Origin of the sequence: Polaromonas sp. JS666 (assembly GCF_000013865.1) — a bacterium.
In the GTDB taxonomy this organism is placed as follows: Bacteria; Pseudomonadota; Gammaproteobacteria; order Burkholderiales; family Burkholderiaceae_C; genus Polaromonas.
In genome coordinates this window covers 1,718,728-1,733,055 of record NC_007948.1, presented here as the reverse complement: position 1 = coordinate 1,733,055, position 14,328 = coordinate 1,718,728, and the positions used below count along the sequence as shown (strand labels likewise).

13 protein-coding genes are annotated in these 14,328 nt (G+C 64.7%); 6 read left to right on the top strand and 7 right to left on the bottom strand.

Features of this window, described 5'->3' with window-relative positions:
* Nucleotides 1-2 precede the first annotated feature (2 nt).
* The 4 genes from BPRO_RS08360 to BPRO_RS08345 form a co-directional block, all read right to left on the bottom strand.
* Nucleotides 3-1,205, bottom strand: coding sequence for an ABC transporter permease (locus tag BPRO_RS08360; protein ID WP_011482614.1), 1,203 nt, complete (start codon nt 1,203-1,205; stop codon nt 3-5).
* Nucleotides 1,202-1,858: an ABC transporter ATP-binding protein gene (locus tag BPRO_RS08355; protein ID WP_011482613.1), complete on the bottom strand. Its 657-nt coding sequence runs from the start codon at nt 1,856-1,858 to the stop codon at nt 1,202-1,204. Before BPRO_RS08355 ends, BPRO_RS08360 begins: the two co-directional genes overlap by 4 nt.
* Nucleotides 1,855-2,400, bottom strand: coding sequence for a Fur family transcriptional regulator (locus BPRO_RS08350; protein WP_041388583.1), 546 nt, complete (start codon nt 2,398-2,400; stop codon nt 1,855-1,857). The genes BPRO_RS08355 and BPRO_RS08350 overlap by 4 nt, the downstream gene beginning before the upstream one ends.
* A 156-nt stretch (nt 2,401-2,556) precedes the next feature.
* Nucleotides 2,557-3,363, bottom strand: a complete 807-nt coding sequence (locus tag BPRO_RS08345) for a class I SAM-dependent methyltransferase (RefSeq protein ID WP_011482611.1) — start codon at nt 3,361-3,363, stop codon at nt 2,557-2,559.
* A gap of 250 nt (nt 3,364-3,613) precedes the next feature.
* Here BPRO_RS08345 and BPRO_RS08340 point away from each other — a divergent pair, with 250 nt between their 5' ends.
* The gene (locus tag BPRO_RS08340) at nt 3,614-4,618 is read left to right on the top strand and encodes a succinylglutamate desuccinylase/aspartoacylase family protein (protein WP_011482610.1); all 1,005 of its coding nucleotides are present in this window, start codon (nt 3,614-3,616) and stop codon (nt 4,616-4,618) included.
* A 143-nt stretch (nt 4,619-4,761) separates the two neighbouring features.
* On the opposite strand, the gene msrA is transcribed toward BPRO_RS08340, so the two are convergent.
* From msrA to BPRO_RS08325, 3 genes are all read right to left on the bottom strand, one after another.
* Nucleotides 4,762-5,304: a peptide-methionine (S)-S-oxide reductase MsrA gene (gene msrA / locus BPRO_RS08335; protein WP_011482609.1), complete on the bottom strand. Its 543-nt coding sequence runs from the start codon at nt 5,302-5,304 to the stop codon at nt 4,762-4,764.
* Between the two features lie 113 nt (nt 5,305-5,417).
* Nucleotides 5,418-5,696 (bottom strand): hypothetical protein, encoded by a 279-nt coding sequence (locus BPRO_RS08330; protein ID WP_011482608.1) that lies wholly within the window; start codon nt 5,694-5,696, stop codon nt 5,418-5,420.
* A 152-nt stretch (nt 5,697-5,848) separates the two neighbouring features.
* The gene (locus BPRO_RS08325) at nt 5,849-6,736 is read right to left on the bottom strand and encodes a LysR family transcriptional regulator (protein ID WP_011482607.1); all 888 of its coding nucleotides are present in this window, start codon (nt 6,734-6,736) and stop codon (nt 5,849-5,851) included.
* Between the two features lie 200 nt (nt 6,737-6,936).
* On the opposite strand from BPRO_RS08325, the gene BPRO_RS08320 reads away from it, so the two are divergent.
* The 5 genes from BPRO_RS08320 (at nt 6,937) to BPRO_RS08300 (ending at nt 14,328) form a co-directional block, all read left to right on the top strand.
* Nucleotides 6,937-8,133 carry an acyl-CoA dehydrogenase gene (locus BPRO_RS08320; RefSeq protein WP_011482606.1) on the top strand — a complete coding sequence of 399 codons (1,197 nt, stop codon included), beginning with the start codon at nt 6,937-6,939 and terminating at the stop codon, nt 8,131-8,133.
* A 68-nt stretch (nt 8,134-8,201) separates the two neighbouring features.
* Complete coding sequence (locus tag BPRO_RS08315; protein WP_011482605.1) at nt 8,202-8,969, top strand: YdcF family protein; 768 nt, start codon at nt 8,202-8,204, stop codon at nt 8,967-8,969.
* Between the two features lie 119 nt (nt 8,970-9,088).
* Nucleotides 9,089-9,796 carry a TetR/AcrR family transcriptional regulator gene (locus BPRO_RS08310; protein ID WP_011482604.1) on the top strand — a complete coding sequence of 236 codons (708 nt, stop codon included), beginning with the start codon at nt 9,089-9,091 and terminating at the stop codon, nt 9,794-9,796.
* Nucleotides 9,797-9,798: 2 nt separating this feature from the next.
* A complete protein-coding gene (locus tag BPRO_RS08305; RefSeq protein WP_011482603.1) occupies nt 9,799-11,028 on the top strand; it encodes an efflux RND transporter periplasmic adaptor subunit in 1,230 nt (409 codons plus the stop codon).
* A gap of 12 nt (nt 11,029-11,040) precedes the next feature.
* Entirely contained in the window at nt 11,041-14,328 is a 3,288-nt protein-coding gene (locus tag BPRO_RS08300; protein WP_011482602.1) for an efflux RND transporter permease subunit, read from the top strand.

The window sequence follows — 14,328 nt, the reverse complement described above, 5'->3', positions numbered from 1 at the left end:
TTTCACTTTGGTTGAAGAAGTTCAAACACACTGACCCGGTAGGCCTCCCAGGCGGGCAGCAACGCGGACGCTAGCGCCACACCCAGCGCCAGTACCGGCACACTGATCAACTCGACCGGCCACGACAGCGCACCGATCAGCACCGATTTTTCCAGTTGCAGCGTCCAGCCGATCAGCGCCGTCAGGCCCTGCCCGGCCAGCACACCCAGCAGCGTGGCGAGCATGGCCAGCCACAGGGCCTCACACAGCAGCAGACCGGCCACCTTGCGCGGCGGCGCACCCAGCATGCGCAGCAGGGCCAGGTCGGCGCGGCGCTCGCGCACGGCACCCCACAAGGCAATGAACACGCTCAGGGCCGCGGTGAGCAGCAGCACGCCGGCCAGGGCGCGCAATACATCGGTGCCCACGCCCACCATGTTGAGCAGGCGCGTGATTTCGAGCGCCGGGGCCGCCGCCTGCATGTCGGTGCTGCTGTTGATGTAGCGCGGAAAAGTCACCGCCGCCAGCGGCGTCTTGTACTGGATCAGTGCCAGCGTGACCTCGCGCTCCTCTTCGAGAATCTTCTGGTCTTCTTCATCGAGTGCCGTGTCGGTTTCGTGCACCTTCCACACCGACTCGGTCGCGGTCAACACCAGGCGGTCCAGCACCGTGCCGCCGGGCGCCAGCACCCCGGCCACGGTGTAGGGGGTTTGTCCGTGCACCTCACCACCGCCACCGAGGCCATGGGTTCCCGCAAAGGTGTCACCTACTTTCAGGCCGGTTTGCCGGGCGACCTGCGCGCCAATCACTGCCTGCATGGGCCGTGACCACAGCGCCCCCTGCGCCAGCCGGGCGTCATAGTGCGAAATGTAGGCGGGCGTGGTGCCCACAACACGGAAGCCGCGAAAGCTGTCCCCCAGGCTGATGGGAATGATTTTGGCCACCTGCGGATGGCTCTCCAGCGCCCTGACAGCGGCCAGCGGCACATTGCCCGTCGGCACATCCAGGTGAAACACGCCCGACAGAATCAGCTGCATGGGGCTGCCCTTGGCGCCCACCACCACATCAATGCCGGCGAGGTCGCGCTCAAAGGCCCGGTTGATCTGGTGGCTGACCAGCAGCAGGAAGGTGACGGAGGCCAGCCCCAGGCTCAAGAGCAGCAGGTTCAGTGTGGCGGCCAGCGGCCTGGACCACAGGTAACGCCAGGCAAATGCTATTGTTTTCATGGCCTGCCAGTCCCGGTTCTCAGGGACTGCAGGCCTTGTTCATCCTTGAAAAAATTGCCCACCCGGCCATCGTGCGTGGCAATCACCAGCGTGGCGCCCTGCTGCTGCGCCGTGCTCCGCAACAGGGCCAGCGATGCGCACGCAGCGTCATCGTCCAGGCTCGCGGTGGGTTCGTCGGCCAGGATCACCGACGGTTTGAGCAGCACCGCCCGGGCCAGCGCCACCCGCTGGGCCTGCCCGCCCGAAAGCTGCGCCGGCCTGCGGTCGGCCAGCGCCTGCACATCCAGCGCTGCCAGTGCTTCGGTGATGCGGCCCTCCTGAAGCGGCTGGCCGGCCGCCCATTGCGCCAGGGCCAGGTTGCCGTGGACCGTCAGTGCGGCGCTCAAGTGAAGGCGTTGCGGCAGGAAACCGATGGTCTGCGCGCGCCACGCATCGCCGGCAGCCTTCCCCAGCGCCTGGAGGGACTGCCCCGCCACAGTCATGTTGCCCTCGCTGGGGCTCAGCAAACCAGCCGCCAGCGCCAGCCAGGTCGACTTGCCCGAACCCGACGCGCCGCGAAGCAACAGCACGCCACCCTGCGCCACGTCCACATCGTCAAACCGTAATTCCGGACCGCCGGGGTAGCGGTAGGCGAGTTGGCGGGTACTGATCACGCGGTCATGCCCCGCGAATCAGCAGTAGCAGTAGCGGCCACACAGTCGGCACACACGCCCCGCACCGCAAAGTCCATGCTCGTGCCCTGGTAGCCCAAAGCCTGGAGCGCCTCCAGTGCGGTTTGCGCGGCGCGTTCCAGGTCCCTGGCATTGGCTTCGAGTGCACCCGCGAGCGGGCTGTCGCGGTGGCAGCTCTGGCATTCAAAGTGCGGGATGGCATGCACACTGGCGGGCATGGCCTGGTAGCGGCGCACCCGGTTCACGTCCACCCGGCACAACAACAGGCCCACCTGCGTCAGGCGGTCAATCAGGCGGTAAAGCGTCACGCGGTCCAGTGCCCCACCCTGAACCTGCTCACCCTCCCCGTCCCTCGCCACCGACAGCGCCGCCTGCAACTGGCCATGGGTATAGCTGGTATCGGGATGCGCCAGCAACCAGCCCAGCACCAGGCGTGCAACGCTGGTACGGCGCAGGCCATGGGCTGACAGCAATGCATCAATGGGATCCGCAGTGCGGACAAGGGTTGGGAGCGCGGAGGTCATGGTTCCGTGGACTTTTATGGTTCTGCTTTTTTGCACAATAACGCAATCTAGTTGCATTATTACCGGGTTTGCAAGCCTTTCAGCCATTCGCCCGGTATTTTGTCGTTCGCAGCGGCACACCCGCCTGCCAACCGCTACGGGCGTCACTTCCTGGCGTCACTTTGCGGGAACGAATGAGCGAACGGCCCAGGCGCGTGCCGTTAACGGAATGGACCCATCCGGCTGTACGGGCAGGCGCTCTTGCAGGCACTCCCGGAGTTCCGCCCGGGCCGTCTCGGTCAGCGACATGGCATAGCCCGGAGCGGGACCCTGGCCGCCCAGGAACGGTTGCCAATAGTCATCAAAACTGGTGAACGGTGTGGGTATGTCGATGGGCATCACGTCGATCTTCTCCAGGCCGGCGGCGGCGAACAGGTCCGCGAGCGCATCAGGGCGACACAGCGGAAATCGCACGCCCTCGTCCAGCTTCGAAGCGCCAGGGTCCAGGTGAACCGCGGCATCCCAGAAATACCGCATAAGCGCCATCTTCCCGGCGTAGTCCCAGACGTAGGCCCCCAGGATGCCCTGGCTCGCGGTGACGCGGACCATCTCGGCAAGCGCGGCGGCAGGGTCGGGAACAAAGTTCAGCACGAGCCCCGACACCACCACATCGACCGATGCCTCTTGCAAAGGAATGGCAGCCGCGCTGCCCGCATAGAACATAACGTGGGCAGACAGCGCCTTCTTCGCGGTTTCCCGGAATCCCTCCGAAGGCTCCACGCCAGCCACGGAGGCAGGCGAACCGCGCTCCACGATGGCGGCGCACAGCGCTCCCGTACCGCAACCCACGTCCAGCCAGCGCCGGCCCGGCGGAGCGTTCAACCAGTTGACAAAGGCGGGCGCGACCCGCCGGCTCCAGCGGCCCACGTAGTACTCGTAGGGGTCACCGCGCTCCCAGGCATCAGACAGTGGTGTATTGCTCACGATGACAACTCCCCCAGGACGCGCGATCCCGCGACGACGCCGGGATCCGCCCACCCCGCCCGCCCGAATTTCCGGAATGATTGACCTGAGTTAGCCATTGAAACCTCCGTTGTCGAGTCTGCGCCATGACGGCCCCCGCGGCAAAATCATAGGCCCGAAGCGGGTCAACGTCCATGTATCCCTGCATGACAGACGGGTTGGCCGGCGACAGTGTTCCGGCAGTCATGCGAACCGCTGTATAAACAATCCCATGAATGACCTGATCACAGGCGGCCCATCGCCTTCAAGCCCACAGCGCCCCACCCACCTGCGCGCCCACACTTACCACGGCCTGGCGCCCGGCCCGCGCCTGCTGGTGACCGGTGCGGTGCACGGCAACGAAGTCTGCGGCGCGCGGGCCATCGCGCAATTGCTGGAAGAAATCGACAACGGCCAATTCGCCATCGAACGCGGCAGCGTGACCTTTGTGCCGGTCACCAATCCGCTCGCCTATCAGCTCAGGCAGCGCACGGGCGAACGCAACCTCAACCGCAACATGGCGCCAAGCGCCATTCCGCAGGATTTCGAGGACCGGATTGCCAATGTGCTGTGCCCGCTGCTCGAATCGCATGACGCGCTGCTGGACCTGCACTCGTTTCACACAGGGGGCGCTCCTTTTGTGATGGTTGGCCCGCAAAACAACAGCGGCACGCTCGAGCCGTTCAACAGGACCGAGGAAGAAATGCAGCTGGCCCTGCATACCGGCGCGCCCCGCATCGTGGAGGGCTGGCTGGAGACCTATGCGCGTGGCGTGCAGCGGCGCGCCGCAGCTCCCGTCGCGGTCGGCAATGCCCGCACCCAGACGCTGGTGATCGACCCCAACTACGGCGTGGGCACCACCGAATACATGCGTTCACGCGGCGGCTATGGGGTGACGCTGGAATGCGGCCAGCACGACGACCCGCAGGCGGTTCAGGTCGCCCGGCATGCCATTTTGCAAACACTGGCCTTGCTCGGAATTACTTCCCTGCCGCTCGCGCCCGTGCCCGTGAACCGGGAAATCCTGCGTCTGGTCGACGTCATCGACCGCGAACATGCCAGCGACCAATTCAGCCGCGAGTGGCGCAGTTTTGATGCGGTGCAGGCCGGCGAGGTGATTGGCGTGCGCCAGGACGGCTCGGAGGTGAAGGCGCCGGCAGACGGGTTTGTGGTGTTCCCCAATCCGCACGGTGACGCGGGCCAGGAGTGGTTTTATCTCGCACAGCGGCGGGTTTAAGGATTCCAGTTTTTTGTTTTTTTTGGCACCCCGGCCCATGCGGCCGTGAACTGGCGCCTGATGTCCCACCCCTTCCTCCTCCTTCCCCCGCTGGGGGAAGGAACCGCATCAGGAGGCAATGCGTATGCCCCTCAGCTTGACCCTCAGTCCTTCACGCGCGAGGCAAAGGTCTTGCGGAACTTCTCCACCTTCGGGCCCACCACAAAGGCGCAATAGCCCTGGTTGGGATTGTTCTCGAAATAGTCCTGGTGGTAGGCCTCGGCCGGCCAGTAATTGGCCAGCGGCAGCACTTCCGTCACGATGGGATTGCCAAACAGCTTGTCCTGGCTGGCCTGGCGAATGAAGTCGTCGGCCACCTGCTTTTGCTCGGGCGTCGAGTAATAGATGCCGCTGCGGTACTGCGTGCCCGCATCGTTGCCCTGCCGGTTCAGGCTGGTCGGGTCGTGGATCACGAAGAAAATTTCGAGGATTTCACGCAGCGAGATTTCCTCGGGGTCATAGGTCAGCTTGACGACCTCGTTGCAGCCGGTGCGCCCGGTGCACACGTCGTCGTAACTGGGGCGCTCGGCCTGGCCGTTGCTGTAGCCCGATTCGACGTCGGTGACGCCTCGCACCTTGACGTACACCGCCTCGGTGCACCAGAAGCAGCCGCCGCCTAGCGTGATGGTTTGGGGGGATGAGGGCATGGAAATCTCCGCTTGAAACCGTTGGTCATCGTTGGTCGTAAAGAGAGCGATGATCTTACGCCGCAGGCCACGCGAATGCCGTGCGGGGCCCCTTGCCCTTGCCGGGCAGCGGCTCAATCCCGGCGGCGCGGGCCTTTGGTCTGGTGCATGGGGCCGACAGCGCGGCGCATCAGCCGCAGCAGGACCAGCGAGACAACCGCGCCCGCGACAGCCAGGCCGAGCGAGCCCATGCTGAAAGTCTTGTCGTTGGTAGCGCCATGGCTGAGCAGGGAGGCCACAAAGTCACCGCCAATGTAGGCGCCGAACACGCCGACACCCAGGTTCTCGAGAATGATGATTTTTTCGCGGGTGTTCGCGAGCAGGCAGGCCAGCCCGCCGAGGAGCACCCCCACCGCACACCAGATATACGGGTTGATGCCGTTCTCCTTGAAGCCTATGAACTACCCCATGGTGACAGCTTTAGGTCTCGCGCGCGGGACATACTTTTGCAAGGGCCTTTGGGCGAGCCACCTGTATGTAAAGCCTTCAGGCTTTTCAGAGGGGATCAGACGGGCGGCGCGATGGCGCGCACCGCTTTCACAAAGGCCGCCAGCGACTGGTGGTCGCGCGCAGTCTTCCAGAGGCAGTGCGTGTCGTAAGGCGTGGTGACGGCATCCAGCGGGACAAAGGCCGCGCCGGCCATGGCCGACTGCCGCAGCGCCGCCGGCACCAGCGCCACGCCCATGCCTTGCGACACCAGCGACACCACGCTCAGCCAGTGCCGCAGTTCGTAGCGGAATTCCGGATAAAAGCCGGCTTCGGTGCAGATCGCCAGGATGCGCTCGTGGTAGTCAGGCGACACCGCACGCGACACCACGGCAAACGCCTCGCCGTGCAACTGCTTGAGTGACAAGGAGCGCTTGCGCGCCAGCGCATGGCCCGCCGGCAGGCAACACACAAACGCCTGGCTGGACACGAGGATCTGCGACAGCTCGGGCGGCACGCGCGTGGTGTGCACAAAGCCGAGGTCCAGCCGGTCATGCGCCAGCTCGATCAGCTGCTCGCTGGAGCTGAGCTCCTTCAGCGTCAGCCGCAGCAAAGGATGCTCGGCCTGGAAGCGCTCCAGGATGTTGGGCAAGCCGCTGTAAAGCATGGTGCCGGAAAACCCGATGGCCAGGCTGCCGGCCATGCCCTGCCCCACGTCGCGCGCGTGGCTGGCCGCCTGCGCGGCCTGGTCAATCAGCGCACGCGCCGCCGGCACAAAGGCCAGCCCCGCCGCCGTCAATTGCACCGCCTTGCTGTTGCGGGTGAACAGCTTCGCGCCGACAGAGGCCTCCAGCTGCTGGATGTTCAGCGACAGCGGCGGCTGCGAAATCGACAGGCGCCGCGCGGCCCGGCCGAAGTGCAGTTCTTCGGCCAGGACCAGAAAATAGCGGAGGTGGCGAAATTCCATGAATATAAAAAATGTATCGTTGAATCGTTATTTGATATTAGACAACTATTCATGCTTGTCAAACAATGGGTGACTTACAACGCTTACAACGGGCCGGAAGGCGGCGCAATGCGGCGCCCCAAGCCCTACACTTTGCAAAAGCCCCAACGCACTTCAGCGCACCTCAACGCATCTCGAATGCATCCAGAAGGAGACTCACCATGAAAACCAAATTCAGCTGGGAAGACCCCCTGTTCCTGATGGAGCAGCTCAGCGACGACGAGCGCGCCATCGTGCACGCCGCGCACGAGTTCTGCCAGGAAAAACTGCAGCCCCGCGTGCTGATGGCCGCACGCCACGAAAAGTTCGACCGCGAGATCATGAATGAAGCGGGCGCCATGGGCTTTCTGGGTTCGACCATTGAAGGCTACGGCTGCGCCGGCCTCAATTACGTCAGTTACGGCCTGGTGGCGCGCGAAGTGGAGCGCGTGGACAGCGGCTACCGCAGCGCCATCAGCGTGCAAAGCTCGCTGGTCATGCACCCGATCCATGCCTATGGCAGCGAGGCGCAGCGCCAGAAGTATTTGCCCAAGCTCGCCACCGGCGAATGGGTCGGCTGCTTCGGCCTGACCGAGCCCAACCACGGCTCCGACCCGGCCAGCATGCTGACGCGGGCCAAGCCCGTTGACGGGGGTTTCATCCTCAAGGGCTCCAAGATGTGGATCACCAACAGCCCGATTGCGGACGTGTTTGTGGTCTGGGCCAAGCTGGAAGACCCCGACGGCAAGGTCGGCGGCCAGGAAAGCATCCGCGGCTTCCTGCTGGAAAAAGGCATGAAGGGCCTTTCCGCCCCCAAGATCGAGGGCAAGATGAGCTTGCGCGCCTCCATCACCGGTGAAATTGTCATGGACGACGTGTTTGTGCCCGAAGCGAATTTGCTGCCCAATGTGAGCGGCCTGAAAGGCCCGTTCGGATGCCTGAACAAGGCGCGCTACGGTATTGCCTGGGGCGCCCTGGGGGCTGCCGAAGACTGCTGGTTCCGCGCCCGCCAGTACACCATGGACCGCCAGCAGTTCGGCCGCCCGCTGGCGCAAAACCAGCTCATTCAAAAGAAGCTCGCAGACATGCAAACCGAGATCACGCTGGGCCTGCAAGCCTGCCTGCGCGTGGGCCGCCTGATGGACGAGGACAAGGCCATGCCTGAAATGATTTCGCTGATCAAGCGCAACTCCTGCGGCAAGTCGCTCGACATCGCCCGCATGGCGCGCGACATGCACGGCGGCAACGGCATCCATGACGAATACCACGTGATCCGCCACATGATCAACCTGGAGACCGTCAACACCTACGAAGGCACGCACGATGTGCACGCGCTGATTTTGGGGCGTGCGCAAACCGGCCTGCAGGCTTTTTACTGATACTGAGCTTTCAGGTGCGGCCGCCCCGGCGCGCGGGGTACTATCAGTTTCTTTTTTTATAGCAATTGATGGAATTCGGCACCCTCAGACCGCTGCTGGCCAGCCTGGCTTTGCCACCCGTGGCGCCTTTGCTGCTCGCCTTGCTCGGTTTGCTGCTGGCCTTCCGGGGACGGCGCGGCGGCCTCTCGCTGGCGCTGGTGTCGGTGATGCTGCTGGGGCTGCTCAGCTGTCATGGCACGTCGGTCTGGCTGGCGCGCACCATACTGCCGCAATTCGCCCCTCTCCCCGTGGCCGCGCTGAAAACCGGCAAGGTGCAGGCTGTGGTCGTCTTGGGCGGCGGGGCGCTGCCGCAGGCGCCTGAATACGGCGAGGCCCAACCCAATGCACACACGGCGGCACGCCTGCGCTATGGCGTCTGGCTGGCACGCCAGTCCGGCTTGCCCCTCGGGTTCAGCGGAGGCATGGGCTGGGCCGCCAGCGAGTCGCAGCGCGACTCTGAAGCCGAGGTGGCAAGGCGCATGGCCTTGCAGGACTACCGCCTCGCGCTGCGCTGGAGTGAAGCCGAGGCGCGTGACACAGCGGGCAATGCACGCCTGCTGGCGCCCCTGCTCCGGCGTGATGGCGTGCAGCGTATTGCCTTGGTCACCCACGCCTGGCACATGCCGCGCTCCGTCGCGGCGTTTGAGGCAGCCGGCCTCCAGGTCACACCGGCGCCCATGGGCTATGTGATTCCTCTGGAGCGCGACATCCTGGAATGGATGCCTTCTGCGCACGGGCTGATGGCTTCGCGCAACGTACTGCGCGAGGGGCTGGCGCTGGCCCTGGCGCGCTTCTGAAACCGGTTGGCACCCGCAGGGTGTGATGATCGGCCGGGGGCGCCAGGTACGGCCTCTGACCCACCCGGTTGACGGTCGGAAAGCAAGGGGCTATATTACTAACCAGTCAGTCAGTAATCATGTCCCTTTCCAAACTCTTCTGCCCAACAGCCCCCGGGGTCGCCGCCAAGCGCGAACGCCGCAAGGAAGCCCGGCCCGGCGAGCTGCTGGATGCCGCGCTGGATCTGTTCGTCGAAAAGGGCTTTGCCGCCACCCGGGCGGAAGAAGTGGCGGCGCGTGCCGGCGTTTCCAAGGGCACCCTCTTTCTGTACTTTCAAAGCAAGGAAGAACTGCTCAAGGCGGTGGTGCGCGAAAACATCTCCGGCCGTTTCAAGGAATGGAACGAGGAACTCGAGAACTTCGAAGGCACCAGTGCAGAAATGCTGGCCTATTGCATGAATATGTGGTGGGACCGCGTGGGTGCCACCAAAGCCTCGGGCATCACCAAGCTGATGATGAGCGAGGCAAAGAACTTCCCGGAGATCGCGGCCTTTTACCAGCAGGAAGTGATCCAGCCGGGGCAGAGCCTGATCCGCCGCATTTTGCAACGAGGCATAGAGCGCGGCGAGTTCCGCGACATGGACCTCGACTACGGCATCTATACCGTGATCGCGCCCATGATTTTCCTGATACTGTCCAAACACTCGATGGGCGTGTGCGTTCGCGACGACATCGACATGGACCCCAAAAAATACGTTGCCACTCAGGTGAACACCATTCTTTACGGCATGAGTGTTCGCCCCGGCGATTCGGGCCAGGGCCAGAGCCAGGGCCCGGAGCAAGCCTGATCATGAAACGCTGGGTCCCATGGGCTGTGGCCCTGCTCGTCGTCCTGCTCGTGGTGGGCGGCGTGCTGCGCGCCCTGTCGGCCCGCAAGGCCCAGCAGCAGGCGCTGGCCGCCGCCAGCGTGGCCAAGGACCTGGGCCTGGTCGAGCTCGCGGCCACCGACGTGGTCAAGGCCGCGCCGCGCGAGGTGCTGCAAGGCCTGGCGGTCTCGGGCGCGCTCAAGGCCGTCAACTCCGCCGTGATCAAGGCCCGCGTGGCCGGAGAACTGCAGGGCCTGACGGTGCGCGAAGGCGACTTCGTCAAGGCCGGCCAGGTGATTGCGCGCATTGATGCCAGCGAATACCAGTCGCGCGTGCGGCAGGCGCGGGAGCAGGCCGAATCAGCCCGGGCGCAAGTCGAGGTGGTGCAACGCCAGTACGACAACAACAAGGCGCTGGTAGACCAGGGCTTCATTTCCAAAACCGCACTGGACACCTCGCTGGCCAACCTCAATGCCGCGAAATCCACCTACCGGGCGGCGCTGGCAGCCACCGACGTTGCGGCCAAATCGGTGGATGACACGGTGCTCAGGTCGCCCATCTCGGGCCAGGTGTCGCAGCGCCTGGCGCAGCCGGGCGAACGGGTGGGCATCGATGCGAAGATTGTGGAAGTGGTCGACCTGAGCCGGCTCGAACTCGAGGCCACCCTGAGCGCGACCGACTCCATGGACGTGCGCGTCGGCCAGCGTGCCGACTTGCAGATGGAAGGCAGCCGGCAGCCAGTCAGCGCTCGCGTGGTGCGCATCAACCCCAGCGCGCAGGCCGGCAGCCGCAGCGTGCTGGCCTACCTCGCCATCGAAAACACGCCCGGCATCGGTGAAAGCACTGCCCTGCCCCTGCGCCAGGGCCTGTTCGCGCAGGGCACGCTGGGCACGTTACGCGCGCACATGTTGGCAGTGCCCGTCAGCGCGGTGCGCACCGACAAGCCGGCGCCCTATGTGCAGGCCATTGAAAACGACCAGGTGGTGCACCGGGCGGTGGAGCCGGGCGCGCGCGGAACGTCTGGCAACGAAGCGGTCGTGGCCGTCAAAGGCCTGGCGGAAAACACGCTGGTGATCCGGGGTGAAATCCCGACCTTGCGTGAAGGCACCCGGGTCCGGTTCACGCAGATGCCAGGCACACAGGCCGGCGCCGCGGCGAATCCCGCCGGCAATGCGCCAGCAGTGACGCCAGCCTCCGCCAAGCCGGCCCCCTGAGCAACGCAAGCCATGTGGTTCACGCAGGTCAGCCTCAAGAATCCCGTGTTTGCCACCATGGTCATGCTGGCCATCGTCGTGCTGGGGCTTTTCTCGTACCAGCGCATGCAGGTGGACCAGTTCCCCAACATCGACTTCCCGGTGGTGGTCGTCACGGCGGACTACCCCGGCGCTTCACCCGAGATTGTGGAAAGCGAAGTCACCAAGAAAATTGAAGAAGGCGTCAACTCGATCGCCGGCATCAATGCCCTGACCTCGCGCAGTTTCGAAGGCCAGGCCATCGTCATCATCGAGTTCCAGCTGTATGTGGACGGACGCAAGGCGGCCGAAGATGTGCGCGAAAAAATAGCGGCGATCCGGCCCAGCTTTCGCGATGAGGTGAAGGAGCCGCGCGTGCTGCGCTTCGACCCGGCCAGCCGCGCAATCTGGTCGATCGCCGTTTTACCGGCCGCACCCAAAGCAACAGGGGAACGCGGCAGCGCAACGCCAAAGGCACCCGAAGCGACAGGCGCGGGGGCCAGCATGAATGCGGTGGACCTGACCAACTGGGCCGACCAGGTGCTGAAAAAACGCCTGGAAAACGTGCGCGGCGCGGGCTCGGTCACGCTGGTGGGTGGCACCAAACGCGAGATCAATGTCTACCTGAACCCGCAGGCCATGGAGTCGCTGGGCGTCACCGCCGACCAGGTGGTCAACGCGGTGCGCAGCGAAAACCAGGATTTGCCGGTCGGCGCCATCCGCTCGCTGGCGCAGGAGCGCGTGGTCAAGATCGACGCCCGCATGAAGCGGCCCGAAGACTTTGGCAACATCATCGTGGTGCGCAAAGGCGGCGCACCGGTCACCGTGGGCCAGGTCGCGCGCATTGCCGACGGTGCGCAGGAGCTCGACAGCCTGGCGCTCTACAACGGCCAGCGCACCCTGCTGCTGACCGTGCAAAAAGCCCAGGATGAAAACACCATTGCCGTGGTTGACGGGCTGAACAAGGCCATCCGGGAGATGCAGCCGCTGCTGCCGCCCGGCGCCCGGCTGGAGCTGATCACCGACGGCTCGCGGCCGATTCGCGTGGCGGTGGAAAACGTGCGCCGCACGCTGACCGAAGGCGCCCTGCTCACGGTACTGATCGTGTTCCTGTTCCTCAACTCCTGGCGCTCCACGGTGATCACCGGGCTGACGCTGCCAATTTCCATCATCGGCACCTTCCTCTTCATGAACATGTTCGGCTTCACCATCAACATGATCACGCTGATGGCGCTGTCGCTCTGCGTGGGCCTGCTGATCGATGACGCGATCGTGGTGCGCGAAAACATTGTGCGGCACGTGCAGATGGGCAAGGCGCCCTACCATGCCGCGATGGATGGCACGCAGGAGATTGGCCTCGCCGTGCTGGCCACCACGTTTTCCATCGTCGCGGTGTTCCTGCCCATCGGTTTCATGGGCGGCATCATCGGCAAGTTCTTCCACGAGTTCGGCGTCACCATTGTCGCGGCCGTACTGATCTCGATGTTCGTCAGCTTCACGCTGGACCCGATGCTCTCCAGCATCTGGCACGACCCGTCGATCGAGGCGCATGGCCGGCACCGCGCGCCGGTCACCTGGTATGACAAGACCATTGGCCGCGTGACCGGCTGGTTCGACCATGCCACCGATTCGCTGAGCAACAGCTACCAGGCGATCCTGCGCTGGTCGCTGCTGCACAAGCTGGCCACGCTGGCGCTGGCCGTGGTGATTTTCATTGTTAGCCTGGTCATGGTGCCGCTGCTGGGCACGGAGTTTGTGCCCAAGGCCGACTTTTCAGAGACCTCGCTCAACTTCTACACCCCGGTGGGCTCATCGCTGGAAGCCACCGAAGCGAAAGCCCGGCAGGTGGAAGCCATCGTCCGCGAATTTCCCGAGGTGAACTACACGCTGGCCACCCTCAACACCGGCAACGCGCAGGGCAAGATGTACGCCAGCGTGTATGTGCGGCTGGTCGACCGCAAGGCACGCAGCCGCAATGCCGACCAGATGTCGGGCGTGCTGCGCGAACGCCTCAGGCAGGTGCCCGGCATCACCGTGACCCACGTCGGTCTGCTCGACGCCGTGGGCGGCAACAAGCAGGTCGAGTTTTCGTTGCAGGGCCCCGACCTGAAGGAGCTGGAGCGCCTGAGCCGCCTCGTCACCGACAAAGTCCGCGGCATCCCCGGCCTGGTCGACCTGGACTCCAGCGTCAAGGCCGACAAGCCGGTGATTGAAGTGGATGTGCGGCGCGATGCCGCCTCCGACCTGGGGCTGTCGGTGTCGCAGATTGCCGCTTCGCTGCGCACCCTGGTGGCCGGCCAGACCGTCGGCAACTGGCGCGCACCCGACGACCAGACTTATGACGTCAACGTGCGCCTGGCGCCCGATGCGCGCAATGCGCCGCAGGACCTGGAGCGCCTGCCTTTCACGAGCAGCACCATCGGCAGCAACCCAGACGGCTCCGCGCGCATCGTGCGGCTCAGCCAGGTGGCCAGCGTGAAAGAGTCCACCGGCCCCAACCAGATCAACCGGCGCGACCTGACCCGGGAAGTCGCCATCAACGCCAACGTCTACAACCGCTCGGCCGGCGAGGTGTCCAACGACATCAAGGCCGTGCTGGACGGCATCGATCTTCCGCCGGGCTACCGCTACCAGTTCAGCGGTTCCACCAAGAACATGGCCGAGTCATTTGGCTATGCCGTGTCGGCGCTGGTGATGGCGATTGTGTTTATCTACATGATCCTGGCCAGCCAGTTCAAGAGCTTCCTGCAGCCGCTGGCCCTGATGACCTCGCTGCCGCTCACGCTGATCGGCGTGGTGCTGGCCCTGCTGCTGTTTGGCTCCACGCTGTCGATGTTCTCCGTCATTGGCGTGGTGATGCTGATGGGCCTGGTCACCAAAAACGCCATTCTGCTGGTCGACTTCGCCATTCGCATGCGCCAGCCGGGGACCGACGCAGACGGCCGCCAGGTGCCCGGCCTGGACCGCAGCGAGGCCCTGCTGGAGGCGGCCCGGGTGCGGCTGCGCCCCATCCTGATGACCACGCTGGCCATGATCTTCGGCATGATGCCGCTGGCCTTTGCCCTGACCGAAGGCTCGGAGCAACGCGCACCCATGGGCCAGGCGGTGATCGGCGGCGTGATCACCTCCTCCCTGCTCACCCTGGTGGTGGTGCCCGTGACCTACTGCTACCTGGACGACCTGGGCCAGTGGTTCAAGCGCAAATTCCGGCGAAAAGCACACGCGGCCGCCCCGGCTGAAGCGGCTTCCGCCGGCCCGGCTTCCGTCTCCAGCCCCGGCTAA

Bases quoted from the DNA above. Each gene is read 5' to 3' on its own strand.
- BPRO_RS08360 (WP_011482614.1), bottom strand. From the start codon at position 1,205: ATGAAAACAATAGCATTTGCCTGGCGTTACCTGTGGTCCAGGCCGCTG.
- BPRO_RS08350 (WP_041388583.1), bottom strand. From the start codon at position 2,400: ATGACCTCCGCGCTCCCAACCCTTGTCCGCACTGCGGATCCCATTGAT.
- BPRO_RS08340 (WP_011482610.1), top strand. From the start codon at position 3,614: ATGAATGACCTGATCACAGGCGGCCCATCGCCTTCAAGCCCACAGCGC.
- msrA (WP_011482609.1), bottom strand. From the start codon at position 5,304: ATGCCCTCATCCCCCCAAACCATCACGCTAGGCGGCGGCTGCTTCTGG.
- BPRO_RS08325 (WP_011482607.1), bottom strand. From the start codon at position 6,736: ATGGAATTTCGCCACCTCCGCTATTTTCTGGTCCTGGCCGAAGAACTG.
- BPRO_RS08320 (WP_011482606.1), top strand. From the start codon at position 6,937: ATGAAAACCAAATTCAGCTGGGAAGACCCCCTGTTCCTGATGGAGCAG.
- BPRO_RS08315 (WP_011482605.1), top strand. From the start codon at position 8,202: ATGGAATTCGGCACCCTCAGACCGCTGCTGGCCAGCCTGGCTTTGCCA.
- BPRO_RS08310 (WP_011482604.1), top strand. From the start codon at position 9,089: ATGTCCCTTTCCAAACTCTTCTGCCCAACAGCCCCCGGGGTCGCCGCC.
- BPRO_RS08305 (WP_011482603.1), top strand. From the start codon at position 9,799: ATGAAACGCTGGGTCCCATGGGCTGTGGCCCTGCTCGTCGTCCTGCTC.
- BPRO_RS08300 (WP_011482602.1), top strand. From the start codon at position 11,041: ATGTGGTTCACGCAGGTCAGCCTCAAGAATCCCGTGTTTGCCACCATG.